The sequence below is a fragment of the Pseudomonas sp. PDM20 genome, assembly GCF_014852575.3.
Classification (GTDB): Bacteria; Pseudomonadota; Gammaproteobacteria; order Pseudomonadales; family Pseudomonadaceae; genus Pseudomonas.
The window spans coordinates 2,677,221-2,701,136 of sequence record NZ_CM181224.1; the positions used below are offsets into that span (position 1 = coordinate 2,677,221).

General features: G+C 67.1%; 24 protein-coding genes. 12 read left to right on the forward strand and 12 right to left on the reverse strand.

Features of this window, described 5'->3' with window-relative positions:
• Positions 1–95: 95 nt before the first annotated feature.
• The 5 genes from IB261_RS12445 to IB261_RS12465 all read right to left on the reverse strand — a co-directional run bounded on the left by IB261_RS12445 (position 96) and on the right by IB261_RS12465 (position 6,225).
• Positions 96–2,411 carry an ATP-dependent DNA helicase gene (locus tag IB261_RS12445; protein ID WP_192382958.1) on the reverse strand — a complete coding sequence of 772 codons (2,316 nt, stop codon included), beginning with the start codon at positions 2,409–2,411 and terminating at the stop codon, positions 96–98.
• Complete coding sequence (locus tag IB261_RS12450; RefSeq protein ID WP_192382957.1) at positions 2,408–4,057, reverse strand: VRR-NUC domain-containing protein; 1,650 nt, start codon at positions 4,055–4,057, stop codon at positions 2,408–2,410. The genes IB261_RS12445 and IB261_RS12450 overlap by 4 nt, the downstream gene beginning before the upstream one ends.
• Positions 4,058–4,322: 265 nt before the next feature.
• Entirely contained in the window at positions 4,323–5,261 is a 939-nt protein-coding gene (locus IB261_RS12455) for a class I SAM-dependent methyltransferase (RefSeq protein WP_192382956.1), read from the reverse strand.
• A gap of 59 nt (positions 5,262–5,320) precedes the next feature.
• Positions 5,321–5,812, reverse strand: a complete 492-nt coding sequence (locus tag IB261_RS12460; RefSeq protein WP_081516829.1) for a P-loop nucleotide/nucleoside kinase family protein — start codon at positions 5,810–5,812, stop codon at positions 5,321–5,323.
• On the reverse strand, positions 5,809–6,225 hold the full coding sequence (locus IB261_RS12465) for a YybH family protein (RefSeq protein WP_192382955.1): 417 nt from the start codon (positions 6,223–6,225) through the stop codon (positions 5,809–5,811). The genes IB261_RS12460 and IB261_RS12465 overlap by 4 nt, the downstream gene beginning before the upstream one ends.
• A 271-nt stretch (positions 6,226–6,496) precedes the next feature.
• On the opposite strand from IB261_RS12465, the gene IB261_RS12470 reads away from it, so the two are divergent.
• Positions 6,497–7,117: an eCIS core domain-containing protein gene (locus IB261_RS12470; RefSeq protein WP_192382954.1), complete on the forward strand. Its 621-nt coding sequence runs from the start codon at positions 6,497–6,499 to the stop codon at positions 7,115–7,117.
• Positions 7,118–7,119: 2 nt separating this feature from the next.
• Here IB261_RS12470 and IB261_RS12475 read toward each other — a convergent pair whose 3' ends face one another.
• From IB261_RS12475 to IB261_RS12500, 6 genes are all read right to left on the reverse strand, one after another.
• On the reverse strand, positions 7,120–8,613 hold the full coding sequence (locus tag IB261_RS12475; protein ID WP_192382953.1) for an efflux transporter outer membrane subunit: 1,494 nt from the start codon (positions 8,611–8,613) through the stop codon (positions 7,120–7,122).
• A gap of 45 nt (positions 8,614–8,658) precedes the next feature.
• Entirely contained in the window at positions 8,659–8,967 is a 309-nt protein-coding gene (locus IB261_RS12480; RefSeq protein WP_192223148.1) for a hypothetical protein, read from the reverse strand.
• A 68-nt stretch (positions 8,968–9,035) separates the two neighbouring features.
• Positions 9,036–10,139 carry an ABC transporter permease gene (locus tag IB261_RS12485; protein ID WP_081516834.1) on the reverse strand — a complete coding sequence of 368 codons (1,104 nt, stop codon included), beginning with the start codon at positions 10,137–10,139 and terminating at the stop codon, positions 9,036–9,038.
• A 5-nt stretch (positions 10,140–10,144) separates the two neighbouring features.
• On the reverse strand, positions 10,145–11,287 hold the full coding sequence (locus IB261_RS12490) for an ABC transporter permease (protein WP_192382952.1): 1,143 nt from the start codon (positions 11,285–11,287) through the stop codon (positions 10,145–10,147).
• Complete coding sequence (locus IB261_RS12495; protein ID WP_192382951.1) at positions 11,284–13,050, reverse strand: ATP-binding cassette domain-containing protein; 1,767 nt, start codon at positions 13,048–13,050, stop codon at positions 11,284–11,286. The genes IB261_RS12490 and IB261_RS12495 overlap by 4 nt, the downstream gene beginning before the upstream one ends.
• Positions 13,050–14,051, reverse strand: a complete 1,002-nt coding sequence (locus IB261_RS12500) for an HlyD family secretion protein (RefSeq protein WP_151186761.1) — start codon at positions 14,049–14,051, stop codon at positions 13,050–13,052. The genes IB261_RS12495 and IB261_RS12500 overlap by 1 nt, the downstream gene beginning before the upstream one ends.
• Positions 14,052–14,219: 168 nt before the next feature.
• Between IB261_RS12500 and IB261_RS12505 the strand changes: the two genes are divergently transcribed.
• A complete protein-coding gene (locus IB261_RS12505; protein ID WP_081516838.1) occupies positions 14,220–14,450 on the forward strand; it encodes a hypothetical protein in 231 nt (76 codons plus the stop codon).
• Positions 14,451–14,477: 27 nt separating this feature from the next.
• Here IB261_RS12505 and IB261_RS12510 read toward each other — a convergent pair whose 3' ends face one another.
• Complete coding sequence (locus IB261_RS12510) at positions 14,478–14,663, reverse strand: hypothetical protein (protein ID WP_151186762.1); 186 nt, start codon at positions 14,661–14,663, stop codon at positions 14,478–14,480.
• A gap of 222 nt (positions 14,664–14,885) precedes the next feature.
• Here IB261_RS12510 and IB261_RS12515 point away from each other — a divergent pair, with 222 nt between their 5' ends.
• The 10 genes from IB261_RS12515 to IB261_RS12560 all read left to right on the forward strand — a co-directional run bounded on the left by IB261_RS12515 (position 14,886) and on the right by IB261_RS12560 (position 23,567).
• Complete coding sequence (locus IB261_RS12515) at positions 14,886–15,254, forward strand: DUF3302 domain-containing protein (RefSeq protein ID WP_081516839.1); 369 nt, start codon at positions 14,886–14,888, stop codon at positions 15,252–15,254.
• A 3-nt stretch (positions 15,255–15,257) separates the two neighbouring features.
• The gene (locus tag IB261_RS12520) at positions 15,258–16,217 is read left to right on the forward strand and encodes an HlyD family secretion protein (RefSeq protein ID WP_081516840.1); all 960 of its coding nucleotides are present in this window, start codon (positions 15,258–15,260) and stop codon (positions 16,215–16,217) included.
• A 135-nt stretch (positions 16,218–16,352) separates the two neighbouring features.
• The gene (locus IB261_RS12525; RefSeq protein ID WP_151186763.1) at positions 16,353–17,024 is read left to right on the forward strand and encodes a DUF3313 domain-containing protein; all 672 of its coding nucleotides are present in this window, start codon (positions 16,353–16,355) and stop codon (positions 17,022–17,024) included.
• Positions 17,025–17,255: 231 nt separating this feature from the next.
• Positions 17,256–18,236: a quinone oxidoreductase family protein gene (locus tag IB261_RS12530; protein WP_081516842.1), complete on the forward strand. Its 981-nt coding sequence runs from the start codon at positions 17,256–17,258 to the stop codon at positions 18,234–18,236.
• Positions 18,237–18,246: 10 nt separating this feature from the next.
• On the forward strand, positions 18,247–19,095 hold the full coding sequence (locus IB261_RS12535) for a TauD/TfdA dioxygenase family protein (protein WP_081516843.1): 849 nt from the start codon (positions 18,247–18,249) through the stop codon (positions 19,093–19,095).
• 44 nt (positions 19,096–19,139) lie between these two features.
• On the forward strand, positions 19,140–20,192 hold the full coding sequence (locus IB261_RS12540) for a beta-keto acid cleavage family enzyme (RefSeq protein WP_081516844.1): 1,053 nt from the start codon (positions 19,140–19,142) through the stop codon (positions 20,190–20,192).
• A gap of 90 nt (positions 20,193–20,282) precedes the next feature.
• Positions 20,283–21,572 (forward strand): MFS transporter, encoded by a 1,290-nt coding sequence (locus IB261_RS12545; protein ID WP_192382950.1) that lies wholly within the window; start codon positions 20,283–20,285, stop codon positions 21,570–21,572.
• Positions 21,572–22,237: a DsbA family protein gene (locus IB261_RS12550; protein ID WP_081516846.1), complete on the forward strand. Its 666-nt coding sequence runs from the start codon at positions 21,572–21,574 to the stop codon at positions 22,235–22,237. The genes IB261_RS12545 and IB261_RS12550 overlap by 1 nt, the downstream gene beginning before the upstream one ends.
• Positions 22,234–22,560: a Rieske (2Fe-2S) protein gene (locus tag IB261_RS12555; protein WP_081516847.1), complete on the forward strand. Its 327-nt coding sequence runs from the start codon at positions 22,234–22,236 to the stop codon at positions 22,558–22,560. Before IB261_RS12550 ends, IB261_RS12555 begins: the two co-directional genes overlap by 4 nt.
• The gene (locus IB261_RS12560) at positions 22,557–23,567 is read left to right on the forward strand and encodes a YeiH family protein (protein ID WP_081516848.1); all 1,011 of its coding nucleotides are present in this window, start codon (positions 22,557–22,559) and stop codon (positions 23,565–23,567) included. The genes IB261_RS12555 and IB261_RS12560 overlap by 4 nt, the downstream gene beginning before the upstream one ends.
• The last annotated feature ends 349 nt before the right edge of the window (positions 23,568–23,916 follow it).

The following is a 23,916-nucleotide window of genomic DNA, read 5'->3' on the forward strand; positions in this document are numbered from 1 at the left end:
TTGGGTGGCTCACTGTAGGAGCGGGCCATGCCCGCGACCCAAGTTTACGCTCGTGCCTGCATCACGGCGGAGCACAAAGAGCGCCACCCAACGGTTTATAGCAGCAGATACCCCTGCGGCGCCTTGAACCGAGGTGGATCGGCGATGAACTTCAGTCGCTCCGGCTTCCACCACCCTGGCAGCAACCGCCGCACCGCCGGCTGGTTGAAGCGGTCGTCGAGCAGGTAGATCACCCCCGAATCCGTCGGCGTGCGGATCACCCGGCCCGCCGCCTGAACGACTTTCTGCAAGCCGGGGAACAGGTAGGTGTAGTCGTAACCGTCGCCGAACATCCCCTGCATGCGCTGCTTGATCTCCTCGTTGACCTCGTTCACCTGCGGCAGGCCCAGCGTGGCGATGAATGCGCCGATGAGACGGTCGCCCGGCAGGTCGATGCCCTCGCCGAAGGCGCCGCCGAGCACGGCGAAGCCGATGCCGCGCGAGCTGGTGGTGAAGCGGTCGAGGAAGGCCTGGCGCTCCAGTTCGTTCATGCTGCGCGACTGCGCCCAGTGCGGGATGTCCGGGTGCTCGGCGGTGAAACGGTCCAGCGCCTGCTGCAGGTAGGCGTAGCTGCTGAAGAAGGCCAGGTAGTTGCCGGGGCGCGCGCGGAACTGGCGGGCCATCAGCGTGCTGATCGGTGTGAGGCTGGCCTCGCGGTGCTGGTAGCGGGTGGACAGGTTGCTCAGCGCATGGACTTCCAGCTGCTGCGCGTGGAAGGGCGACTCGACCTCTCGCCAGCCGGTGTCTTCGGGCAGGCCGAGCAGGTCGGCGTAGTAGTGCGCCGGGGTCAGGGTGGCGGAGAACAGCGTGGTGCTGTGGGCCACCTTGAAGCGCTCGGCGAGGAAGGGCGCCGGCACCACGTTGCGCAGGCACAGGGTTGAGAGCACGCGGCGCGCGCTGACGTCGTGGCGGGTGATGTCGAACAGCGAGTGCGGCCCGTAGGCTTCGGCCAGCCGGCAGAACAGCATGGCGTCGAGATAGAAGCGCAGCAGCTCGGCCTCGTTGCCGGTGGGCTGGTCGGTGAGGTGGTCGGTGATGGCGCTGACGGCCTTCTGCAACGCGGCGATGAACAGGTCGGGGATGGTCGGGTAGATCTGGTACTCCGCGTCCTGGTCCTGGTGCAGCTGGTTCCAGTGCCGACCGACGCGCTCCAGCGCGCTCTTCAGCTTGGCCGGGGCGACCTTGCGCAGGGCGTTGAACTCGCCCTGGTCCAGCTCGGCGCTGTACATGCCGCGGCCGCGCTCGATGAGGTTGTGCGCCTCGTCCACCAGCAGGGTGACCTTCCAGTCGTTGAGCACGGTGAGGCCATAGAGCAGGGCGGTCATGTCGAAGTAGTAGTTGTAGTCGCCCACCACCACGTCGGACCAGCGGCACAGTTCCTGGCTCAGGTAGTAGGGGCAGACCTGGTGCTCCAGCGCCACCTTGCGCACCGCCTCCTGGGTCAGCCAGCACTGCTTGAGCGCGGCCTCGCGGGCGGCGGGCAGGCGGTCGTAGAACCCCTTGGCCAGCGGGCAGGATTCGCCGTGGCAGGCCTTGTCCGGGTGCTCGCAGGCCTTGTCGCGGGCGACGTGCTCGAGCACCCGCAGCGGCTGGGCGGCCTCCTGCTGGCGCAGGGTCGCCAGGGCGTCCAGCGCCAGGCGCCGGCCGGGGGTCTTGGCGGTGAGGAAGAACAGGCGGTCCAGCTGCTGGCCGGGGAAGGCCTTGAGCTGCGGGAACAGCGTGCCGAGAGTCTTGCCGATGCCGGTGGTGGCCTGCGCCATCAGCGTCTGGCCGTCGCGGGCGGCGCGGTACACCGATTCGGCGAGCATGCGCTGGCCCTGGCGGAAATCGGCGTAGGGGAAGCGCAGCGTCTCCAACCCCTGGTCGCGCTCGACGCGGTGGGCGCTTTCCTGCTCGGCCCATTGCACGAAGCGCTGGCATTGCAGCTCGAAGAAGGCGCGCAGCTCGGCGGCGGCGAAGCGCTCGCGGAACTCGGTTTCCTTCTGGGTGATGACGTTGAAGTAGACGACGGCGAGATCGATGGCGTCGATCTCCAGGGTCTGGCACAGCAGCCAGCCGTATACCTTCACCTGCGCCCAGTGCAGCAGCCGGTGGTTCTGTGGGATGCGCGCGACGTCGCCGCGGTGGGTCTTGATCTCTTCCAGCAGGTTTTCGTTCGGGTCGTAGCCGTCGGCGCGGCCGCTGACCACCAGCCCCGGGTATTCGCCGCGCAGCGGCAGTTCGGCGATGTAGCCCAGGCCACGCCGAGAGACCACCGTAGCGTGGCCGGCCATGCCTTCCTGGGCGGTGGGGGCGGGGGTGAAGCGCAGGTCGAGGTCACCTTCCTTGGCGGTGAATTCGCAGAGCGCGCGCACGGCGATGGCGTAGCTCATTCGGCTTCGTCCGCCGCGCCCTGCCAGCGCACGTAGCAGACTTCCACTGGCATGCCGTGCTCGGCGCAGAAGGCCAGCCAGCGCTTCTGGTTGTCCTGCAGGCGGTCACCGGGGCCTTTCACCTCGATCATCCGGTAGCGCGCCTCGGCGGGCCAGAACTGGATCAGGTCGGGCATGCCGGCGCGGTTGGCCTTCGGGTCGGCCAGCAGGCGCTCGAACCACAGCTTCAGGTGCGCCGCCGGCAGGCAGTGCAGGGCCTGCTCCAGCAGGTTTTCGTCGAGCAGCTCCCAGTGTACGAAGGGCGAGAGGATGCCGGTCTTGGCGGCCCAGGTTTCGCGGATCGCCTTCAGGTACGCATCGCTGTCCAGCAACGCCAGGCGTGCGGCGAAGGCTTCCGCGCGGCGGCTGACGAAGTCGCTGCGGTTGAGATCGCTGGGCCCGACCTGGAAGGGGTGGAAGAAGGCGCCGGGCAGCGGGGCGAAGATCACCTCCCAGCAGAGCAGGCCGAACAGGCTGCAGATCAGCGCGTTCTCCACGTAGTACACCGGCGCTTCGTCTTCGTGAAGCACGGCCTGCACGGCGAATTCGACGTTGACGTCCGGGCGCGCCAGCTCCAGGTCGATGCGCAGCGGCGGCGCAGCCTTGGCGACTTTTTCCTTCGGCAGCCCGAGCTGGCGGATCAGCCGGGTCAGCGCACGTTCGACCAACTGCAGCTCGCCGTCGCTTTCCGGCGCGGCCAGGGCGGCTTGCACCAGCGCATGGGCTTCCTCGAAGCGTTGCAGGCGTTCCAGCACGCGAATCTGCCGCTGCCGCGAGCCCCCGGCGGTGGTGCGTTGGTAAAGCGCCAGTGCGGCGTCCAGCTCACCTTCGCGCTCCAGCTGGTAGGCCATGCGGTACAGCAGACGGTCGTGGCGGGCTTGCAGATAGCTGTTGTCGCTGTGGAAGTCACCCAGTTCGGCCAGCAGCTCGGCGATGGGTTCGCCGGTTTCGAAGCGCACCGCGCCGTTCCACAGGTGGATGTAGGCCTCAAGGTCATCGCGGCGGCGGAAGGCTCGGGAGTCGGCAGTGAAAGGGACTGTTTCGTAACGGAAGATGCCGAGGTCGGCAAGGACGAATTCGGACCAGTCCTGCTGCAGGTTGCCGAAGAACAGCAGACGCAGGCGATCGCACAACGGCGTTGCCATCAGCGTGTAGAGGTGGTCGAGCTCCGGGTACCAGCCGGCGAAGGGTTGTACCTGCTCGTGGTAGGCGTGCAGGTGCTCGTACAGCTCGGCCTTCTTCAGCGCGCCGCGCGGCAGGTCAGCGCGGAAGCGCGCGAGCAGTTCGTCCTTGAGCAGCAGTGGCAGCAACTCTTCCAGCGCGAGAGGGTAGGCATCGTCCAGCCAGCCCAGTTCCAGCAGCGGCGCGGCGGCGTTGGGGATGTCGCCGATCTCCGCGTAGCTCAGCTTGCCGGCGCGAAAGTGCGGCCCCTTGCGCATCACCAGCCGCACCAGCAGCGCCCGCGACGGCAGCGGCAGCGCGCGGAAATCGGCGATGAACCGGGCTTCCTCGGCGTCAAGCAGGTCGGCGTAGCGTTCGTCGATCCAGTCGAGGGCGCGGTGGAAGTTGGTCAGGTAGTAGAGGCTGGGGTCGAGCGGCACGGACATCGGTTGGCACTGGTTTTACATACAGTGGCAAGGATGGCGTGATGGGGGCCTGGCCGCAAGGGTTGGCACGGCCTTTCATCGGGAGAAGTTGGGCTTTTCTGTAGGAGCTCGCTCCTACAGTGGACGCCGGGTTTGCGGTAGGGCGGCGGATAACGCTGTAGGCGTTATGCGCCCTACGGGTGATTCAGTCGGAGCGCTCGTTCGTAGGGCGAATAACCGTTCACGGTTATCCGCCGTTCAATGCCAGGCGTGGTGAAGTGGTGGATCAGTCCAACCGGAACACCAGCGCCTTGAGGCCGCTGTCTTCCTCGATGTCGGCGAACTCCGGCGGGTTTTCCAGGCGTTCGATGAAGCGCAGCTGAGGCGCCTCGGCGGCCATGCCACGGAGCAGGAAGTCCACGCCGATACCTGGGTCGTTGACGCAGGCCAGCACGGTGCCGGCGCCGTCCAGCAGTTCCGGCAGGCGGCGCAGGACGCGGGCGTAATCCTTGTCGAGGACGAAGCTGCCTTTCTGGAAGCTCGGCGGGTCGATGATGATCAGGTCGTACGGGCCGGATTTCTTCACCTTGCCCCAGGACTTGAACAGGTCGTGGTCGAGGAAGCTCACCTTCGACAGGTCGTGGCCGTTCAGGCGGTGGTTGTCGCGGCCACGACTGAGGGCGGCACGGGCCATGTCGAGGTTGACCACCTTCTGCGCGCCGCCGGCCATCGCCGCCACGGAGAAGCCGCAGGTGTAGGCGAACAGGTTGAGCACGCGCAACCCGGCGGAGTTGGCCTGCACCCACTGGCGGCCGTAGCGCATGTCGAGGAACAGGCCGTTGTTCTGCTTGCGGCCCAGGTCCAGCTGGTAGCGCAGGCCGTGTTCGCTGATCTGCCAGCCGTCGAAGGCTTCGCCGTGGAGCACTTCCATGGTGCTTTCCAGGGTGTAGCGGTGCTGCAGCATCAGGCTGCGGGCGCCGGTAGCGCGCCAGACATCGCCTTGCGCCAGCTCCACCAGCATCGCCCGCAGCGCGCTCAGCTCGTCTTCGGCGGGCTCGCGGAACAGCGACACCAGCAGCACGCCTTCCAGCCAGTCGGCGGTGACCTGCTCCAGCCCCGGCCAGCGGCGGCCGCGGCCGTGGAACAGGCGGCGGGTTTCCGCAGGGGCGGGGTTCAGGGCGGTGAGCAGTTGCTCGCGCAGGGTGGCGATGGCTTCGGTGTTCATCTATCCGGTCTTTCTGAATTCAGGCGATTGGGGCAAATCGGGGCGGCGATTCTACGCGCTCAGGCGCCATGGCGCTGCACCTGCAGTTTTTCCTCCGGGCGCGGGGCGACGAAGTAGCGGTTGAGCGCCTCGTAGCCGGCCGGGTCCAGCGGCGCAGCCAGCGGGGCGATGGCGTGGCGCGCCAGCAGGCGGCTGCGGCAGGTGGCCGGGTCGACGTCGAGGAAATGCAGGCAGTGCGCCGCACCGGCCTGCTGCGCCAGGTCGATCAGCCAGCGGCGGTCGGCCAGGGTGTTGGCGGGGATGTCCAGCACCACGCTGGTGCCGGCGCGGAGCAGGCCGACCACGTGCGGGCCCATGACCTTGCGCACGCGGCGGGCGTAGAGCTGGTAGTCGTCGGGGTTGCTGATGCCCCAGGGGAACAGCTCGGCCAGCCACTGCTCCTCGGCTAGCATCACGGTGCCCGGTGCCTCGGCCAGTTCGCGGGCGAGGCAGGATTTGCCCGACGCCGCCTTGCCGCACAGCAGGTGCAGGGTGCCTGTCTGTGTATTCATGTGGTGGCCTCCAGCAGGTCGGTGCCGTAGGAGTTGTCGACCGCGCAACGCCAGGCGCCGTCGGCTTCGCGGCGGAACACGTAGCTGGCGCGGCGGCTCAGCTTGCCGTGACTGGTATCCAGCAGGGTTTGCGCGACAACGAGCGCGGTGTCGCCGGTTTCGAGGATTTCCAGGCGCCCCTGGCGCACCCGCAGCTTGTGCCCGAAGTGCTCGGCGATGGCGACGAAGGCCTGGCGGATCTGCGCCTTGCCGCGTGCCAGCAGGCCGGGCTTGACCACCAGCAGGGCGTCTTCGGTGTAAAACCCGAGCAGCGCGTCGAAGTCCTCGCGACCGATGGCTTCGTCGGCGGCCTGGATGAGCGCTTGCAGGGGGTGCAGCTCCGGGGAAAGAGCGGGGGAAGGTGCCTGGTCCATCAGTGTCTCCTCGATCGGGAGCCTCGGACGGCGGGCATTAAAAAACCCGCCGGGAGGCGGGTTTGGTTGTTCGCGGAATGCGCTAACCCACCATCGGAGCGATGGTGGTAATAATCTGCTGGAAGGTGCGGTTGGCGGCATTCATGGCTCAGAAGCTATCAGAAGTTTCATACGTCGCGCCAGCGCTCTTTTTTGCTGGCGGCATGGCATGATCGCGCCGCGCCATGGTCTGAGCACCATGTCTTTCTCCACGCTGTAGCGGAGTCTTTTCATGCCGTCCCCCCTTGCAACCCGCTTCCTGCGCGCCCTGGCGCTGCTCGCCGGGTTGGCCGCGTCCGTCGATGCCCTTGCCGCGACCTGCCCGCCGGGGCAGCGCCAGGTCTGCCTGGATACCTGCACCTGCCTGCCGGACCTGGGCGCAGTGCTCGGCCCGGTGCTGTCGGATACCCGCAAGATGGCCGCCCAGGCGCTGGGCGTGTGGCTGCAGCAGTCCCGCGAGCAGGCGGCGCAGGGCGGCACCGAGCCGATCCCGCTGGAGATCCGCGCCCAGTTGCAGCCGTACTTCTCTGACGACGTGCTGATGGCCGCGCGCTATTCCACCGGTGCGCTGGACGAGCTGAACGCTGCCCAGGCGATCATGCAGAACCCTGACACCGAGGCGGTCACCCTGGTGGACGTGATCGTCTTCCGCAGCGAGGACGACGCGCAGAATGACGTTGCCCTCTGGGCCCACGAACTGTGGCACGTGAAGCAGTACCAGGAGTGGGGCGTGCAGGGCTTTGCCACGCGCTACTCCGAGGACTTCGATGCCGTGGAGGCACCGGCCTACGAGATGCAGCGCCGGGTCGCCAAGGACCTGCGCGACGGCAAGGTCACCGCACAGCAGAACTGACCTCAGCGGCTGGCGCTGGCCTCCGGCGCCGGCGTGCCGCCGCCGAGCGCCTTGCACAGGGCGATCAGCGTCAGGCGCAGCTGGGTATCGCTGTCCACCACATCGCGGCGCGACTGCAGGAACGCGCGCTGGGCATCCAGCTCCACCAGGAAGTCGGTCATGCCGCCGGCATAGCGCGCCTTGGCCATGCCATAGGCGACGTCGCTGCTGTGCAGCTTCTCCTGCAGGCGCTGGTTGCGCTGGCGCTCGGCGCCGTAGTGGTTGAGGGCATCGTCCACTTCCTGCCAGGCCTTGAGCACGGTCTGCTGGTAGGACACCGCCGCTTCCTGCTGCTCCAGCTTGCGCAGGTTGATCTGCGAGCGCCGCCGGCCGTTGTCGAAGATCGGCAGCGACAGGCTCGGGCCGACGCTCCAGGTGCGGCTGCCCCAGTCGCTGAACTTGCCGTCGTCGGCGGACTCGTAGCCGAAGCTCGCGCCCAGGCGGATGGACGGGTAGAGATCGGCCACGGCCACGCCGATGTTGGCGGTGGCGGCGTGCAGCTGGGCCTCGGCGGCGCGGATATCCGGGCGACGGCGGGCCACTTCCGACGGCAGGCCGAGGCTCAGGTCGGGCGTTTGCGCAGTGGTCTGCGCGACGGGCTTCAGGTCATCGCGCAGGCTGCCGGGCTCGGCGCCGATCAGCACGCCGATCTGGTTGATCGCCGCGCTCTCGCTGGCGTGCAGCTGTGGCAGGCTGGAGCGCAGGTCGGCGAGCTGGCCGCGCTGGCGTTCGACGTCGAAGTCGTCCACCAGGCCGCCGTCGGCGCGCACCTGGATCAGCTGCAGGGATTGCTCGGTGGCGACAATGTCCTGGTTGGCCACGACGATCTGCTGCTGCACGCCGCGCAGCTCGAAGTAGGCGCGGGCCAGCTCCGCCGAGACGCCCAGGCGGGTTTCCTCGAACATCGCCTGCTGCGCCGCCACGCTGGCATCGGCGGCTTCGATGGAGCGGCTCACGCGGCCCCACAGGTCGGGCTCCCAGGAGGCGTCGAAACCGGCCTGATAAAGGGTGAAGGGCTGCGCCAGCACCTTGCTGATCTCGTCGCTGCTGGCGCCGGGGGCGATGCGCTGGATCATCAGTGCGTTGGCGCCGTTCTCGCTCATGCGCTGGCGGGTCACGCCGCCGGAAGCGTTGACATCCACGCCACGCTGGGCCGCCACCATTTGCCGCTGCATGCGGCTCTGGGCGAAGCGCAGCACGGCGCTGTTGAGGTCGGGGCTGGCCTTGTCGGCGCGGCGTTGCAGGTTGTTCAGCACCGGGTCGTTGAACAGCGTCCACCAGTCTTCGCTGAGGTGGACATCGCCCTGGGCGGGGTGCAACTGCGCGTCGCCCGAGTGCGCGGCCTGCCAGCTGGCCGGCGCCTGGGTTCGCGGCGCTTCGTAGTCGGGGCCGACGGCGCAGCCGGCGAGGCCTGTGCCGAGCAGGGCGAGGGAGACGAGGCGAGACGTGCGGTTCATCGATGGCACCTTTTCAGAATTGCACCTTTTCAGATTCGCTGGGCGCTAGTCATCGGACGAGCCCTCGAAACGCCGTGCGACGTAGCCCAGCAGCAGGCCTGCGGCAATACCGACGAGGCCCAGCGTCAGGCCCATGGAGCGGTTGCTGACCATGCCGACGTTTTTCACATGGGTCGGCAGACCGAGCAGGCCGATGAAGAACAGCATCGCCAGCGACAGGGCGATCAGGTAGATGCCTCCGGCTCGCCAGGTGTCGGTCGGGATGCCCTTGCGGCGGCAGTACAGGTAGCCCAGCCCGAACGGCAGGGCGAGCTGGGTGACGGCGAAGACGATGAACTGGCTGGTTTCACTCATGGGTGGCGGCTTCTGAAGTGGGGTTCCGGGTGAGGGTATTGCATCGCGGGGCCATCTCCAGTGATCGACTACGCAAGCCGGTGGCGGAACAGCCACGAGGCGAGCGGCAGGGTGACGGCGGCCACCACCAGCATGGGAATCAGGTTGTGCCAGACATCGGCCAGGGTCGCGCCTTCGAGGTAGACGCGCTGGATCAGGTCGATGCCGAAGCGCAGCGGGTTGGCGTAGGTCACCACCTGCAGGAATTCGGGCATGTTGCGCACCGGCGTGGCGAGGCCGGAGAGCAGCGTCAGCGGCATGATCAGCACGAAGGTGTAGAGCATTGCCTGCTGCATGTTCAGCGACACCGCGCTGATCGACATGCCCAGCCCGACACAGGCGATGGTGAATACCGCCAGCCCGGCGTAGAGGTTGAACAGCGAACCGGCCATGGGTATTCGGAACCAGAACAGCGCCATCAGCAGCACCAGTGTGGCCTGCAGCATACCGATCAGCAGGGGCGGAATGGCCTTGCCGAGCATGATCTCCAGCGGCGTGTAGGGCGTCACCAGCAACTGGTCGAAGGTGCCCTGTTCGCGTTCGCGGGCCACCGAGAGCGCGGTGAGCATCAGCGTCTGCATCATGCTCAGGGTGGCGATCAGCGCCGGGATCAGCGGCCAGCGGGTCTCCAGGTTGGGGTTGTACCAGGAGCGGCTGACCACGCTGATGGGCGCCGAGGCCAGGCCCTGTTCCTGGTTGAACTGCCCGACCACCACGGCCAGCCCGGCAGCTGCGGAGCCGGCGGTGTTGGAGTTGCGCCCGTCGAGGATGACCTGGATCGGCGCCGGGTCGCCCTGCGCCAGGCGGGTCTGGAAGTCCGACGGGATATGGATCACCAGCAGGGCCTTCTGCTCGTCGATCACCGTCTGGATTTCCTCCACGCGGGTCAGCGTCGCCACCCGGTGGAAGATACCGCTGCCGTCCAGGCGCGAGGCGAGGCGGGTGGAGGATTCGCTGTGGCTCAGGTCGAGGATGGCGTAGGGCGCATCGTTGAGGTCGAAGGTCACCGCGTAGCCGAACAGCACGCTCTGCATCAGCACCGGCGCCACCAGCACGATGCGGTTGGCCGGGTCCTTGAGGATCACCAGCAGTTCCTTGCGCCACAGGTTGAGGATGCGCCAGAGAAATTCCATGGGATTCAGTCCAGCCGCTTGCGCGTCACCATCCGCGCCAGGCCCAGCAGGGCGACGGCGTAGGCGGCGAGGATGGCGCAGTTCTTGAGGATCATCGGCCAGAAGTCGCCGGCCAGGAACAGGGATTTCACCAGCTCCATGAAGTAGGTCGCCGGCAGCAGGTTGCCGATCACCCGGATCGCGGTGGGCACGTTGCGCAGGTCGAAGATGAAGCCCGAGAGCATCATCGCCGGCAGGAAGCTGGCGAGCAGGGCGATCTGGCTGGCGAGGAACTGGTTCTTGGTCACCGCCGAGATCAGCAGGCCGATGCCCAGCGCCACCAGCATGTAGAGCATCGAGGCGATCACCAGCACGACGAAGGAGCCGTAGATCGGCACGTCGAACAGGAAGCGCGCGGCAAGCAGGCACAAGGCGAGGCCGATCATGCCGATGCCGAAGCAGGGGATGATCTTCGCCAGGAGGATTTCCACCGGCCGCACCGGCGTGACGAACAGCGCCTCCAGCGTGCCGCGCTCCCATTCGCGAGCCATCACCAGCGCGGTGAGAAAGGCGCCGACCAGGGTCATGATCAGCACGATCAGCCCCGGCACCAGGTACCAGGTGCTGGTGTTGGCGGCGTTGAACCACATGCGCTGGACGATGGTGACCGCGCCGCGCTGATCCGTGGATTGGGCCGTGCTGCCGGCGCTGCGGTCGGCCTGCTTCTCGCCATAGCCGGCCAGGGCGCTGCTGACGTAGGTGGAGACGCTGGCGGCGCGGGTGGCATCCGAGCCCTGCACGAGTACCTGGACCTGCGCGTTGCCGTCGTTCAGGCGGCGGGTGAAATCGGCAGGGAACTGCACCAGCGCGTCCACCTCGCGCGCCTTCATCAGCGCCTCGCCTTCGGCGAAGGAGCGCACCAGGTGAGGCTCCAGGTACTCGGTGTGGCTGATCCCGGCAGCCACGTCGCGGGCCACGGGGGACGGGTCGTCGAGGACGATGGCGACGATGGCGCGCTTCACGTCCAGCGACAGGCCGTAGCCGAAGATCAGGATCAGCGCGATGGGCAGGCCGATGCCGATCAGCAGGTTGCTGCGGTCGCGCACCAGCTGCCGCACTTCCTTGCGGGTCAGCGAGGCGAGGCGCCGCCAGAAACCGCCGGCGCTCATGCCGCGCCCGCCTTGGCCGGATGGCGGTTGCTTTCCACGATTTCGATAAAAGCCTGCTCCATGTTCAGCGTACTGCCCTTGCCGCCGGCCTGCTCGCGGACTTCCTGCGGGGTGCCCATGGCCAGCAGCTTGCCGGCATCCTGGATGACGATGCGGTCGCAGTACTCGGCCTCTTCCATGAAGTGGGTGGTGATGATGATGGTGGTGCCGGAGGCCGCCAGCGCCGTGATGCGCTGCCAGAAGCCCCGGCGGGCGAGGGGGTCGGCGCCGCTGGTGGGTTCGTCGAGAAAGAGGATTTCCGGCTCGTGGAGCAGGCCGACCGCCATCGCCAGGCGTTGCTTGAAACCGCCGGGAAGCTGGCCGCTGGGCGAGTCCTCCTGGCCGCTGAGGTCGAACTGCCGGGACACCGCGTCCATCCGCTGGCTCAGGCGCTTGCCGCCCAGGCCATAGGCGCCGCCGAAAAAGCGCAGGTTCTCGGCGACCGAGAGGTTGCCGTAGAGGGAGAACTTCTGCGACACGTAGCCGACTTTGCGCCGCGCCTGGGCCCGCGCGTGGCGCAGGTTGACCCCGGCCACCTGCAGCGTGCCGCTGGTGGCCGGCAGCAGCCCGCAGAGCATGCGGAAGGTGGTGGTCTTGCCGGCGCCGTTGGGCCCGAGCAGGCCGAAGATTTCCCCGCGGCGCACGCTGAAGCTGGTGCTGGCGACGGCGGTGAAGTCGCCGAACTTGCGCACCAGGTCCTTCACTTCGATCACTGCTTCGTTGCTGTCGTCATGACGGTGAGTACCGGCTTTCAGGGATTCCATGTCGACGGCTTCGGCATCGCTGCGGGCGCGCAGGAGGAACATGAAGCCGTCTTCCAGGCGCGCGTCCACCTGGCGTACCGGTGCGCCGTCGAGCATCTGCTCGAGCTTGCCCTGGTCGGCGTCCGACTGACGGATGAAACGCACCTCGCCGGACTGCGGCACCGCGTCGACGATGTTCTGGTGGTCGTCCAGCAGCCGCGCCTGCAGGGTGCGCGCGGGCTCGTCGGCGGGCGGAGTGGCGATGAAACAGAGGTTGTCGGCGTGTTCGCGGATCGACGCCGGGTCGCCCTTGGCCATCAGCTGGCCCTGGTGCAGCAGGAAGACTTCGGCGCAGCGCTCGGCTTCGTCCATGTAGGAGGTGGAGACCAGCACGCTGAGCTGCTCCTGCTCGATCAGCTGCTGGATGATCTCCCACAGCTCGCGGCGCGACAGCGGATCGACGCCGACGGTGGGCTCGTCGAGCAGCAGCAGGTCCGGCGAACGCACCAGGGTGCAGGCCAGGCCCAGCTTCTGTTTCATGCCGCCGGAGAGCTTGCCCGCCGGGCGATCGGTGAAACGTGCCAGGTCGGTCATCTCCAGCAGGCGCTGGTAGCGCTCCTGGCGCTCCTTGTGCGGCACGCCGTGGAGGTCGGCGTAGAGGTCGAGGTTCTCCTGCACGCTCAGGTCCTCGTAGAGGCCGAAGCGCTGCGGCATGTAGCTGATACGGTCCTGCACCTGCTGCGGGTGGGCGTGGACGTCCACGTCCAGCACCGTGAGCGTGCCGGCGTCGGCCTGCAGCAGTCCGGCGACCAGACGCAGGAAGGTGGTCTTGCCGGCGCCGTCCGGGCCCACCAGCGCGGTGAGCTGGCCGCGCGGGATGTCCAGGCTGATGTCCTTGAGCGCCTGCACGGTCTTGCCCGACTCTTTCACCAGAAAGTGCTTGGCTAGGCCCTCGGCGCGAATTACTGGAGCGTCAGACATCAGCGCGGCTCGTCGGCGAAGCGCACCGTGGCCGGCATGCCCAGGCGCAGGCGGTTGTCCGGGTCGGCCACCAGCACGCGCACCTCGTAGACGAGGCTGGTGCGCAGCTCCTCGGTCTGCACCGATTTCGGGGTGAACTCGGCCACCGAGGAAATGAAGCCGATATGGCCGTCGATGGCCTGGTCCGGGTGGCTGTCGGTGAACACCTGGGTTTTCATGCCGGGCTTGATGCGGCCCAGGTTGGTTTCGCTGACGTAGGCGCGAATCCACTTCGGATCGGTCAGCGCCAGGGAGTACACCGGGCGCTGCGGCGAGGCCATGTCGCCGGGCTCCAGCAGGCGCGAGCGCACGGTGGCGTTCTGCGGCGCCTTGAGGTCGGCTTCATCGAGGTTGTGCTGCAGCAGCGCCACGTCCGCACGGGCGGCGGCGAGCTGGGCGTCGGCCTGGGCGATGTCTTCCGCGCGCGGGCCGATCTGCGCCAGGCGCAGGGACTTCTGCCGGTCTTCCAGCTCGGCCTGGGCGACCTTCTGCTGCGAGGTGGCGCTGTCGATGTCCTGCTGGCTGACGGCGCGGCCGCCGGGGCTGTTGGCGCGGATGCTCTGCAGCCGGCGCAACTGGGTGTTGGCAAGGTCGAGCTGGGCGCGAGCGGCCTTGTCCTGGGCTTTCGCCCGGTCGATGTCCTCGGGGCGCGAGCCGTTCTTCAGGCGCAGCAGGTTCTGCTCCTGGGCGGCAATCTGTGCCCGGGCCTTGTCGATCTGCAGGCGCAGGGCGCGGGTGTCCAGGCTGGCCAGCACGTCGCCGGCTTTCACCACGTCGCCTTCCTCGACATTCATCTTCGCGATGCGCTCGCTGCCGGTGAAGGCCAGCGACACCTGACGGATGTCCACGTTGCCGTAGAGCACCAGGCGTTTGTCATCACTTTCGCGGGACTGCAGGTACCACCACAGCCCGCCCCCCAGCAGCAGCGCAACGAGCGCCACCAGCACCAGCTTCTTAGGCATCGGCCCATCCCTGATTCATGACAGCCCGGTGAAGGATAGACAGTTATTCGCCCCAGGACTCTGACGCAGGCCGCTACCCCGCGTCGCAGAGCCTGCCCTTCGTCAGCTGCCGTGCCGCTGGGGGCGTCGCCTGTTAGCGTGGAGAGACATCCCGATGGAGATGCCACCATGGGCAAAGACGAAAACACCACGAGCGCGCACCGGGCGTCCTTGTACCTGCGTGCCCAGCGGATTCAATGGTTCGGCCTGGTCCTGCTGTTCCTGGCCGTGGGGCTTGCGGCGTTGACCGACTTCCTGCAGCGCGATGGCGGTGTGGCGACCATTGTCGCCTTCGCTGTGGTCGGCGCGCTGGCGCTGGTGGTGGCGCGGTTCATCCTGATGCGGCCGAAGCCTGTGTAGGAGCCACCGGTACTGGGCCGATACGGCTCAGCGCCGCGGAATGGACTGCACCTGCGGCTGCATCTGCTGCTGCGGGATGTTCCGGTAGCCCATCTGGCCCTCTTCCATGGGCGGCGGGCGTGGTGCGTCGTGGTCGTTGTGGCTGCCGCAGGACGAGCCGCCCAGCAGCACGGCCAGCGCGCCGATCATGAGTAGAGCGGTGGTTTTTCCCATGGTGGTTGCTCCTGGTGAGCCGTCCTTCCAGTGAAAACGAAAACCCGCCGGTGAGCCGGCCGGTCGGACGAATGGGGGCGCCGCAACCGGCCCGCCGGTTTCCCTGGCAATCGCTTGAAATCCCGCTGTTTTCGCGCGGTTACGATCGTGCAGATTGCCATGGATCAACCATACTCAGGCGACTCGCTCCGGCGTTGTGCTCGGGGGAACAAGGAGGGCGGGATGCTCGACTATTTTGCGCTGGGGGTACTGATCTTTGTCGGATTGGTACTGTTCTACGGGATCATCGTGCTGCACGACATTCCTTATGAGATTGCGGTACACCGCAACCATCCCCACCAGGACGCGATCCACGCGGCCGGCTGGGTAAGCCTTTTCACGCTGCATGCGCTGTGGCCGTTCCTGTGGATCTGGGCCATGTTGTACCGCGAGGACCGGGGTTGGGGCTTCCATCACGGCAAGACGCCGGCGCAGGAGGCGCAATACCTGGAACAGCAGCTGGCCGAGCTGCGTCAGCGCCTGGATGCGCTGGAAGGCCGCCAGAACTCGCCTGCCGCACCGGCGACCACTCAACCGGGCGGGGAGGGCTGAGCCATGGACCTGTTGCTGATCCTCACCTACACAGCCTTCTGCGTCGCCATCTTCAAGATCTTCCGCATCCCGCTGAACAAGTGGACGGTACCTACCGCCGCGCTCGGCGGCATCGTGCTGATCGGTACGCTGATCTTCCTGATGAACTACAACCACCCGTATTCCGAGGTGGCGCGCACCTACTTCGTCACCACGCCGGTGATCCCGGTGGTTACCGGGCAAGTGGTGGAGGTGCCGGTCAAGGGGAACGAGATCATCGAGAAGGGAGCCGTGCTGTTCCGCATCGATCCCAAACCCTTCCAGCTCAAGCTGGATTCGCTTAAGGCGCAACTGGTCTCGGCGCGCGCCGACCAGGCCCGCGCCCGTGAGCTGGCGCTGCGCAACGTCGGCAACAAGCGCGACGTGGACCTGACCACCGCCCGCGTCGATGACCTCAACGCGCAGGTGGCCCTGGCTCAGTTCAACCTGGACAACACCGTGGTGCGCGCGCCCTCGCGGGGCTTCGTCAGCCACGTGTCGCTGCGTCCCGGGATGATGGCCAGCCGCTTGCCGCTGCGCCCCTCGATGGTCTTCGTACCGGATGAAGGTCCGTATTTCACCGCCTGGATGCGCCAGAACAGCCAGCTGCGCCTGACCGTCGGCGACGAGGCCGAAGTCGCCTTCGACGGCATACCCGGCAGGGTCTTCGCCGGCACCGTGGACAAGGTCCTGCCGGTGATCGGCGAGGGCCAGGTGCAGCCTTCCGGTACCCTGATCAGCTACACCGGCTCCCCGCCGCCGGGTCGGGTACCGGTGTTGATCAAGATCACCGACCCGGATTTCGCCCAGTACGCCAGCATCATGCCCGGCGGCTCCTACGGCCAGGCGGCGCTCTACAGCGAGCATTTCCACCATGTGGCGATCATGCGCAAGATCCTCCTGCGCATGGCGGCCTGGATGAACTACATCTTCCCGTTCCACTGATTCGCGGCATTGCGGCGCCCCCACGGGGGCGCCTGCGCGTGGGCGTCCGTCTGCGCGCGAACAACACGGGGGAGGGGGTAGCGCAGTCTCCTGCCGTACAACCTGGCGACATCGATAGCTCAACCGGAGAACCCTATGAAGTCCTATGTCGCGTTGTTGTCCCTGCTGCTGTTGCCGTTTCTGCAAGGCTGCGCGGAAAAACAGGTCCAGCCGGAGGAATACTCCGGCTTCCTGTATGACTACTCCCGTCTCACCGAACAGGAAAACGCCGCGGGCACCAAGGTCCTGGCCTGGATCGACCCCAAGCTGAACCTGATGAACTACCGCAGCATCGTCATCGAGCGCTCGCAGTTCTACCCGGCGCCCAAGGCCACCGATCAGCTCTCGCAAGCGACCATGACGCAGATCACCGACTACTACGACAAGGCGCTGCGCCGCGAGCTGGGCCAGGTGCTGCAGGTCGTCGACAAGCCCGGCCCGGGCACCCTGGTGCTACGTCCGGCGATCACCGCGGTGAGCAGCCACACCCAGTCGCTCAAACCCTATGAAGTCATTCCGATCGCCCTGATCGCCGCCGGGGTCAGCACCGCTACCGGCATCCGCGACCAGGACACCCAGATCGCCACCGAAGCGGCGATTCTCGACGGCCCCTCCAGCCGTGTGGTCGCCCAGGTAGTGCGCAAAGGCACCGGGCATGCGCTGGAGAACGACAGCCAGGCCATGGCCGCCAGCGACTTCAAGGGCGTGCTCGACGGCTGGGCCCGCGACATGCGCCTGACCTACAGCAAATTGCGCGAACTCAAGTAGTTCTCGTCATTCAAGCAATCCCGCTCGTCCGCCAGGGCCTGCACCAGCACCGACAAACCTGCTCTCCATGCGGCGCCCAGCGTGGCGCCGCATCGGCCTGTCATGAAATGAAAAGCCCCTGTCGCACGATGTGAAGCTTCCCGCCCGGCCCCTGCCTATTGTCCGCTCAAAGGGCGCTTGCCTGCTCCAAACGGGGCGCCCAAGACAACAAGACAACTGGAGATTCCGGCCATGGCCAAAGCCGTTCGTTTCTATGAAACAGGGGGACCCGAAGTCCTGCGTTACGAGGACGTGGAGGTCGGCGAGCCCGGCCCGGGGCAAGTGCGCATTCGCCATGTGGCGGTGGGCCTGAACTATGCGGACACCTATTTCCGCAATGGCACCTACGCCGTTCCGCTGCCCAGCGGCATGGGCGTGGAAGCCGCCGGCGTGGTGGTGGCGGTGGGCGAGGGCGTGACCAACGTCGTGCCCGGTGACCGAGTCACCTACACCGGCTTCATCAACACCCTCGGCGCCTACAGCACCGAGCGCCTGGTACCGGCGGCGCCGCTGATCCGTCTGCCGGAGAACATCGCCTTCGAGACCGCCGCCGCCATGACCATGCGCGGCCTGACCTCGGCCTACCTGCTGCGTCGCATACACGACTTCAAGCCGGGCCAGAGCATCCTGCTGCACGCCGCCGCCGGCGGTGTCGGTCTGATCGTCTCGCAGTGGGCCAAGCTGCTCGGCCTGCGGGTGATCGGCACCGTCTCCAGCGACGCCAAGGCCGAGATCGCCTTCGCCCACGGTTGCGAGCACGTCATCAACTACAGCCAGGAAGGCGTCGCCGAGCGCGTGCGCGAACTGACCGATGGCCGTGGTGTGGACGTGGTCTTCGACAGCGTCGGCAAGGACACCTTCATGACCTCCCTGGAGTCGCTCAAGCGTCGTGGCCTGATGGTCTGCGTCGGCACCGCGTCGGGCCCGATCCCGCCGTTCGATCCGGTGCTGCTGGCGATGAAGGGCTCGCTCTTCCTCACTCGCCCGGCCCTGGCCGACTACATCGCCGACCCGGCGGAAAAGGCGGCGCTGCTGGACGAGCTGTTCACCCATGTGGGCAACGGCGACATCCGCATCGAGATCAACCAGCACTATGCGCTGGAAGATGCCGTGCAGGCCCACCGCGACCTCGAGTCGCGCAAGACCACCGGCTCGTCGATCTTCGTCATCTGAGGGCGCCGCCATGCACGTAGAACGTCTGACCTGCAGCATCGGCGCCGAAATCTCCGGGGTGAACCTGGGCGACGCCTCCCGCGATGAAGGCCTGTTCGCCGAGCTGCGCGAGCTGCTGCTCAAGCACAAGGTGCTGTTCCTGCGCGACCAGGACATCACCCGTGCCGAGCACGTGGCATTTGCCCGCCGCTTCGGTGAACTGGAAGACCACCCGGTGGCCGGCAGTGACCCGGAGCACCCGGGCCTGGTGCGCATCTACAAGACTCCGGACCTGCCCAACGACCGCTACGAGAACGCCTGGCACACAGACGCCACCTGGCGCGAGGTGCCGCCCCTGGGCTGCGTCCTGCGCTGCGTGGAGTGCCCGCCGGTGGGCGGCGACACCATGTGGGCGAACATGGCCCTGGCCTACGACATGCTCCCGGCCGAGATCAAGGAGCGCATCGCCAAGCTGCGCGCGCGCCACAGCATCGAGGCCAGCTTCGGCGCGGCGATGCCGATCGAGAAGCGCCTGGCGCTCAAGGCCATGTACCCCGACGCCGAGCACCCGGTGGTGCGTACTCACCCGGAAACCGGCGAGAAGGTGCTGTTCGTCAATGCCTTCACCACCCACTTCAGCAACTACCACACGCCACAGAACGTGCGCTTCGGCCAGGACGCCAACCCCGGCGCAGCCGACCTGCTGCGCTACCTGGTGAGCCAGGTGTACATCCCCGAATTCCAGGTGCGCTGGCGCTGGAAGAAGAACGATGTGGCGATCTGGGACAACCGCTGTACCCAGCACTACGCGGTGATGGACTACCCGCCCTGCGTGCGCCGCATGGAACGCGCCGGAATCATCGGCGACAAGCCGTTCTGATCCCTGAAGAAAGACTTCTGACAAAAACAATTACGGAGACCGACATGCAATTCTTCGACGATTCGCTGCACCCCGAGAACCAGGACAAGGTGGTCATCACCACCGCTCCCTACGGCCCCGAATGGATGCCCGAGGACTTCCCCGAAGACATTCCGGTGACCATGGACGAGCAGGTCCAGAAGGCCGTTGACTGCTACGAGGCTGGCGCCACCGTGCTCCACCTGCACGTCCGCGAGCTGGACGGCAAGGGCTCCAAGCGCCTGTCCAAGTTCAACGAGCTGATCGCTGGCGTGCGCGAAGCCGTGCCGGACATGATCATCCAGGTCGGCGGCTCGATTTCCTTTGCCCCGGAAAGCGACGGCGAAGCGGCCAAGTGGCTGTCCGACGACACCCGCCACATGCTCGCCGAGCTGACTCCCAAGCCCGACCAGGTGACGGTGGCGATCAACACCACCCAGATGAACATCATGGAGCTGCTCTATCCGGAGTACCTGAAAGGTACCTCCCTGGAGAACCCGCTCTACCAGGCGGCCTACAGCGAGATGACCGTGCCGGCCGGCCCGGCCTGGGTCGAAGAGCACCTGAAGCGACTGCAGGCCGCCGGCATCCAGCCGCACTTCCAGCTGACCGGCATGCATGCCCTGGAAACCCTCGAGCGCCTGGTGCGCAAGGGCGTCTACAAGGGCCCGCTGAACCTGACCTGGATTGGCATCGGCGGCGGCTTCGACGGCCCCAACCCGTTCAACTTCATGAACTTCGTGCACCGCGCACCGGACGGCGCCACCGTCACCGCCGAGTCGCTGCTCAAGAACGTCCTGCCGTTCAACATGATGGCGATGGCCATGGGGCTGCACCCGCGTTGCGGCATCGAGGACACCATCATCGGCCAGCACGGCCAGCGCATGACCTCGGTGGAACAGATCCAGCAGTGCGTCCGCGTCGCCCATGAACTGGGCCGCGAGGTCGCCAGCGGCAAGGAAGCACGCGCCATCTACAAGATCGGCGTGCAGTACGACAGCGTGGAAGAAACCCTGCGCATGAACGGCATGGCGCCCAACCGCCAGCCGGGCCAGAAGTCCGTTCCGCTTCGCGCGTGACAGGCTCCGTGGCGCGGTCTGCCAGTACCGCGCCACGGCTTTTATCCCAGAACAACAAGAATCCATTGACCCACCTGGAGAGCTAGCACCATGGCCATCCACTCCGTCGCCCTGGGCGACATCCCTGCCACCGTGCCCAGCGTGCCGCGCCGCTATGCCTGGGTGGTGTTCGCTCTGACCTTCGGCCTGCTGATCTCCGATTACATGTCGCGTCAGGTGCTCAATGCCGTCTTCCCGCTGCTCAAGGTCGAATGGGCCCTGAGCGATGCGCAGCTGGGCCTGCTCAGCGGCATCGTCGCGGTGATGGTCGGCCTGCTGACTTTCCCGCTCTCGCTGCTCGCCGACCGCTGGGGGCGCGTACGCAGCCTGGCGCTGATGGCCATGCTGTGGAGCCTCGCAACGCTTGGCTGCGCCGCGGCTGAGACCTTCCCGCAGATGTTCGCCGCGCGCTTCTTCGTCGGCGTCGGCGAGGCCGCCTACGGCAGCGTCGGTATCGCCGTGGTCATCTCGGTATTCCCGGCGCACCTGCGCGCCACCCTGACCGGCGCCTTCATGGCCGGCGGCATGTTCGGCTCGGTGCTCGGCATGGGCCTGGGCGGCGTGCTCGCCGCGCACCTGGGCTGGCGCTGGGCGTTCGCCGGCATGGCGCTGTTCGGCCTGCTGCTGGCGCTGCTCTACCCGCTGGTGGTGAGCGAGAAGCGCATTGCCCCGGTGGCCGCTGCCGAAGCGCCGCGCCAGGCCGGCGGGCGCTCGCTGCGCAGCCTGTTCGGCAGCCGCTCGGTGATCGCCGCCTACCTGGGCAGCGGCCTGCAGCTGTTCGTCGCCGCCGCCGTGATGGTGTGGATTCCCAGCTACCTGAACCGCTACTACCACCTGGACACCGGCAAGGCCGGGATGATCTCCGCGGTGATCGTACTGGTCGGCGGCAGCGGCATGGTGCTCTGCGGCATCCTCTGCGACCGCCTGGGCCGCAGCAACCCGCCGCGCAAGATCATCCTCGCCATCGGCTTCTGCCTGGCCAGCTGCCTGCTGCTGTTGGTGGCCTTCCACCTGCCGCCGGGCACTGCGCAACTGAGCCTGATCGCCCTCGGCATGCTGGTCGCGGCCGGTACCTCCGGGCCGTCCGGCGCCATGGTCGCCAACCTCACCGCGCCGGCCGTGCATGGCACCGCCTTCGCCACCCTGACCCTGGCCAACAACCTGCTGGGCCTGGCGCCCGGCCCGCTGCTCACCGGTGTGCTGGCCGACCGCATCGGCCTGGACCGTGCCTTCCAGCTCATCCCCTTGCTGAGCATTCTCGCCGCGCTGGTCTTCCTCTACGCCCGGCGCCACTACCACAGCGATATCCGCCGCCTGCGCGGCGAAGAGGAGGGCGCCTGATGCCGACTCTCAATCTGGACATGACCTTTGACTTCATCTGCCCCTGGTGCCTGATCGGCAAGCGCAACCTTGACGTCGCGCTGCGCCTGCTGGCCCGCCAGCGTCCGGAACTGGACGTGCGGGTGAACTGGCTCGGCCTGCAGCTGCTGCCGCAGATTTCCATGGAAGGCGAACCCTTCGCCGAGTTCTACCAGCGCCGCCTGGGCGGCAAGCGCGCCGTGCGTGCGCGGATGGGTGAAGTGCGTCGCGCGGCCGAGGGCGCCAGGGTCGACCTGGACCTCGAACGCATCCTCACCATGCCCAATACCACCTATGCCCACCGGGTATTCCAGCGCGCCGTGCATGTGGGCAGCGAGAACCAGAAGGAGCAGTTGCTGGAGATGATCTTCCGCGCGCACTTCCAGCTGGGCCAGGATATCGGCAACCGCGAAACCCTCTGCCGCCTGCTGCGTGCCTGTGATTTCAACGTGGCCGACTTCGACGACGCCCTGGCCGACGGCGCGCGCCAGTTCATCGGCCGCCGCGTGGCCCTGGCCGATTCCAGCGTGCCGATGTTCCTCCTCGAAGGCCGCGCCTTCGCCCTCGGCGGGCAAAGCCCCGAGCAGTTGCTGGCGGCCCTCCATCGAGCGATTGATCGACAGCACCCCGAGGCGATCCCGGCATGAGCTGCTCGATCCGTATTCCCGCCGACCGCCTGCCGGCGCGCGGCGGCCGCAGCCTGCTGCATCACGAGAAGGGCATCATCCTGCTGTTCGATATCGACGGCGAACTGCATGCCATCGACGACCGTTGCCCCCATGCCGGCGCCTCGCTATTCAGCGGCCGCCTGGACGGCCGCTGGCTGCAGTGCCCGGCCCACGGCCTGCGCTTCGACCTGGCTACAGGCTGCCCGGCGGGCATCAAGGGCTTCGGCCTGCAGCGCTATGAGATCGAATGGCGCGCCAACGAGTGCTACGTGGTGCTGGCCCGGCAGGAGGTGCCGGCATGACCACGCTGACCCTTTCCGCCCTCGGCACCCGCAGCCGCACCCTGCTGCCGGGTCTGCTGGTCAGCGCCATGGTGGCGGCCGCCGCGACCTTCCTCTCCGAGCACTACGGCGCGCCGGTGATGCTCTTCGCGCTGCTGCTCGGCCTGGCGATGAACTTCCTTTCGGCCGACAGCGTGTGCAAGGCCGGCATCGAGTTCACTGCCCGCGAAATCCTCCGCCTGGGCGTGGCGCTGCTGGGCATCCGCATCACCTTCGGGCAGATCGCCGAGCTGGGCTGGCAGCCGGTGATCATGGTGGTGGTGCTGGTGACGGTGACCATCCTGGTCTCCATCGCCGCGGCCCGCGCCATGGGCTTCAACTTCCTCTTCGGCCTGCTCACCGGCGGCGCCACGGCCATCTGCGGCGCCTCTGCGGCGCTGGCACTGGCGGCGGCATTGCCGGCGCACACGCAGAAGGAAAAGGCCACGCTGTTCACCGTGCTCGGCGTATCGGCGCTGTCGACCCTGGCGATGATCCTCTACCCGATGATCGTCAAGTCGCTGGGCCTGCCGCCGTTGCAGGCGGGCATCTTCCTCGGCGGCACCATCCACGACGTGGCCCAGGTGGTCGGCGCCGGCTACAGCATCTCCAAGGAAGTCGGCGACAGCGCCACGGTGGTCAAGCTGATGCGCGTGGCGATGCTGCTGCCGGTGATCCTCTGCGCGGCGATGATCACCCGTGCCCGCGGTGTGGAACCGGGCGAGCAGCGTCCGCCGCTTCTGCCGTGGTTCGCTGTGGGCTTCGTGCTGCTGGCGGCGGTGAACAGCACCGGCTACCTGCCGACAGTGGTGGTGGAGGCGGGTGGGAAGCTGTCGCAGTGGTGCCTGGTGATCGCCATCGCGGCGCTGGGCATGAAGACCCAGCTGCGGGCACTGGCGACAGTCGGGATCAAGCCGATCCTGCTGATGCTGGGGGAGACCGCATTCCTCGCAGTGCTGGTGTTGGGGATGTTGCGCTTCGCCGGTTGATTCGTGCGTGGCGGATAACCATCACGGACGGAGTCCGCTCCTACGCGCCAATCGGCGTATCCGCCCACACCGGAATTGCGGTGGCGCACGAACGTAGGATGGTGTGGAGCGCAGCGATACCCATCGAGAGCCGTGCGCCAATGGCAGTGCGTAGGGCGCATAACGCGCCAGCATTATCCGCCGACGTGGTATCGGCGGATAACCCGTTCCGGGTTATGCGCCCTACGTACAGGCACTAGCTCTGGCTTTTAAGGTCTTCCAGAGGAATATCCGCACACTCCGGAGTGCCCCTTTCAGGAGGCCGAAGGTGATCGGAGTTTCAGGGGTTGAGCGACATGGATGTCGCGAG

What these genes read in the sequence shown, in the direction of transcription:
- IB261_RS12445 (WP_192382958.1), bottom strand. Translation starts at nt 2,411, where the DNA reads ATGAGCTACGCCATCGCCGTGCGCGCGCTCTGCGAATTCACCGCCAAG.
- IB261_RS12450 (WP_192382957.1), bottom strand. Translation starts at nt 4,057, where the DNA reads ATGTCCGTGCCGCTCGACCCCAGCCTCTACTACCTGACCAACTTCCAC.
- IB261_RS12455 (WP_192382956.1), bottom strand. Translation starts at nt 5,261, where the DNA reads ATGAACACCGAAGCCATCGCCACCCTGCGCGAGCAACTGCTCACCGCC.
- IB261_RS12460 (WP_081516829.1), bottom strand. Translation starts at nt 5,812, where the DNA reads ATGAATACACAGACAGGCACCCTGCACCTGCTGTGCGGCAAGGCGGCG.
- IB261_RS12465 (WP_192382955.1), bottom strand. Translation starts at nt 6,225, where the DNA reads ATGGACCAGGCACCTTCCCCCGCTCTTTCCCCGGAGCTGCACCCCCTG.
- IB261_RS12470 (WP_192382954.1), top strand. Translation starts at nt 6,497, where the DNA reads ATGCCGTCCCCCCTTGCAACCCGCTTCCTGCGCGCCCTGGCGCTGCTC.
- IB261_RS12475 (WP_192382953.1), bottom strand. Translation starts at nt 8,613, where the DNA reads ATGAACCGCACGTCTCGCCTCGTCTCCCTCGCCCTGCTCGGCACAGGC.
- IB261_RS12480 (WP_192223148.1), bottom strand. Translation starts at nt 8,967, where the DNA reads ATGAGTGAAACCAGCCAGTTCATCGTCTTCGCCGTCACCCAGCTCGCC.
- IB261_RS12485 (WP_081516834.1), bottom strand. Translation starts at nt 10,139, where the DNA reads ATGGAATTTCTCTGGCGCATCCTCAACCTGTGGCGCAAGGAACTGCTG.
- IB261_RS12490 (WP_192382952.1), bottom strand. Translation starts at nt 11,287, where the DNA reads ATGAGCGCCGGCGGTTTCTGGCGGCGCCTCGCCTCGCTGACCCGCAAG.
- IB261_RS12495 (WP_192382951.1), bottom strand. Translation starts at nt 13,050, where the DNA reads ATGTCTGACGCTCCAGTAATTCGCGCCGAGGGCCTAGCCAAGCACTTT.
- IB261_RS12500 (WP_151186761.1), bottom strand. Translation starts at nt 14,051, where the DNA reads ATGCCTAAGAAGCTGGTGCTGGTGGCGCTCGTTGCGCTGCTGCTGGGG.
- IB261_RS12505 (WP_081516838.1), top strand. Translation starts at nt 14,220, where the DNA reads ATGGGCAAAGACGAAAACACCACGAGCGCGCACCGGGCGTCCTTGTAC.
- IB261_RS12510 (WP_151186762.1), bottom strand. Translation starts at nt 14,663, where the DNA reads ATGGGAAAAACCACCGCTCTACTCATGATCGGCGCGCTGGCCGTGCTG.
- IB261_RS12515 (WP_081516839.1), top strand. Translation starts at nt 14,886, where the DNA reads ATGCTCGACTATTTTGCGCTGGGGGTACTGATCTTTGTCGGATTGGTA.
- IB261_RS12520 (WP_081516840.1), top strand. Translation starts at nt 15,258, where the DNA reads ATGGACCTGTTGCTGATCCTCACCTACACAGCCTTCTGCGTCGCCATC.
- IB261_RS12525 (WP_151186763.1), top strand. Translation starts at nt 16,353, where the DNA reads ATGAAGTCCTATGTCGCGTTGTTGTCCCTGCTGCTGTTGCCGTTTCTG.
- IB261_RS12530 (WP_081516842.1), top strand. Translation starts at nt 17,256, where the DNA reads ATGGCCAAAGCCGTTCGTTTCTATGAAACAGGGGGACCCGAAGTCCTG.
- IB261_RS12535 (WP_081516843.1), top strand. Translation starts at nt 18,247, where the DNA reads ATGCACGTAGAACGTCTGACCTGCAGCATCGGCGCCGAAATCTCCGGG.
- IB261_RS12540 (WP_081516844.1), top strand. Translation starts at nt 19,140, where the DNA reads ATGCAATTCTTCGACGATTCGCTGCACCCCGAGAACCAGGACAAGGTG.
- IB261_RS12545 (WP_192382950.1), top strand. Translation starts at nt 20,283, where the DNA reads ATGGCCATCCACTCCGTCGCCCTGGGCGACATCCCTGCCACCGTGCCC.
- IB261_RS12550 (WP_081516846.1), top strand. Translation starts at nt 21,572, where the DNA reads ATGCCGACTCTCAATCTGGACATGACCTTTGACTTCATCTGCCCCTGG.
- IB261_RS12555 (WP_081516847.1), top strand. Translation starts at nt 22,234, where the DNA reads ATGAGCTGCTCGATCCGTATTCCCGCCGACCGCCTGCCGGCGCGCGGC.
- IB261_RS12560 (WP_081516848.1), top strand. Translation starts at nt 22,557, where the DNA reads ATGACCACGCTGACCCTTTCCGCCCTCGGCACCCGCAGCCGCACCCTG.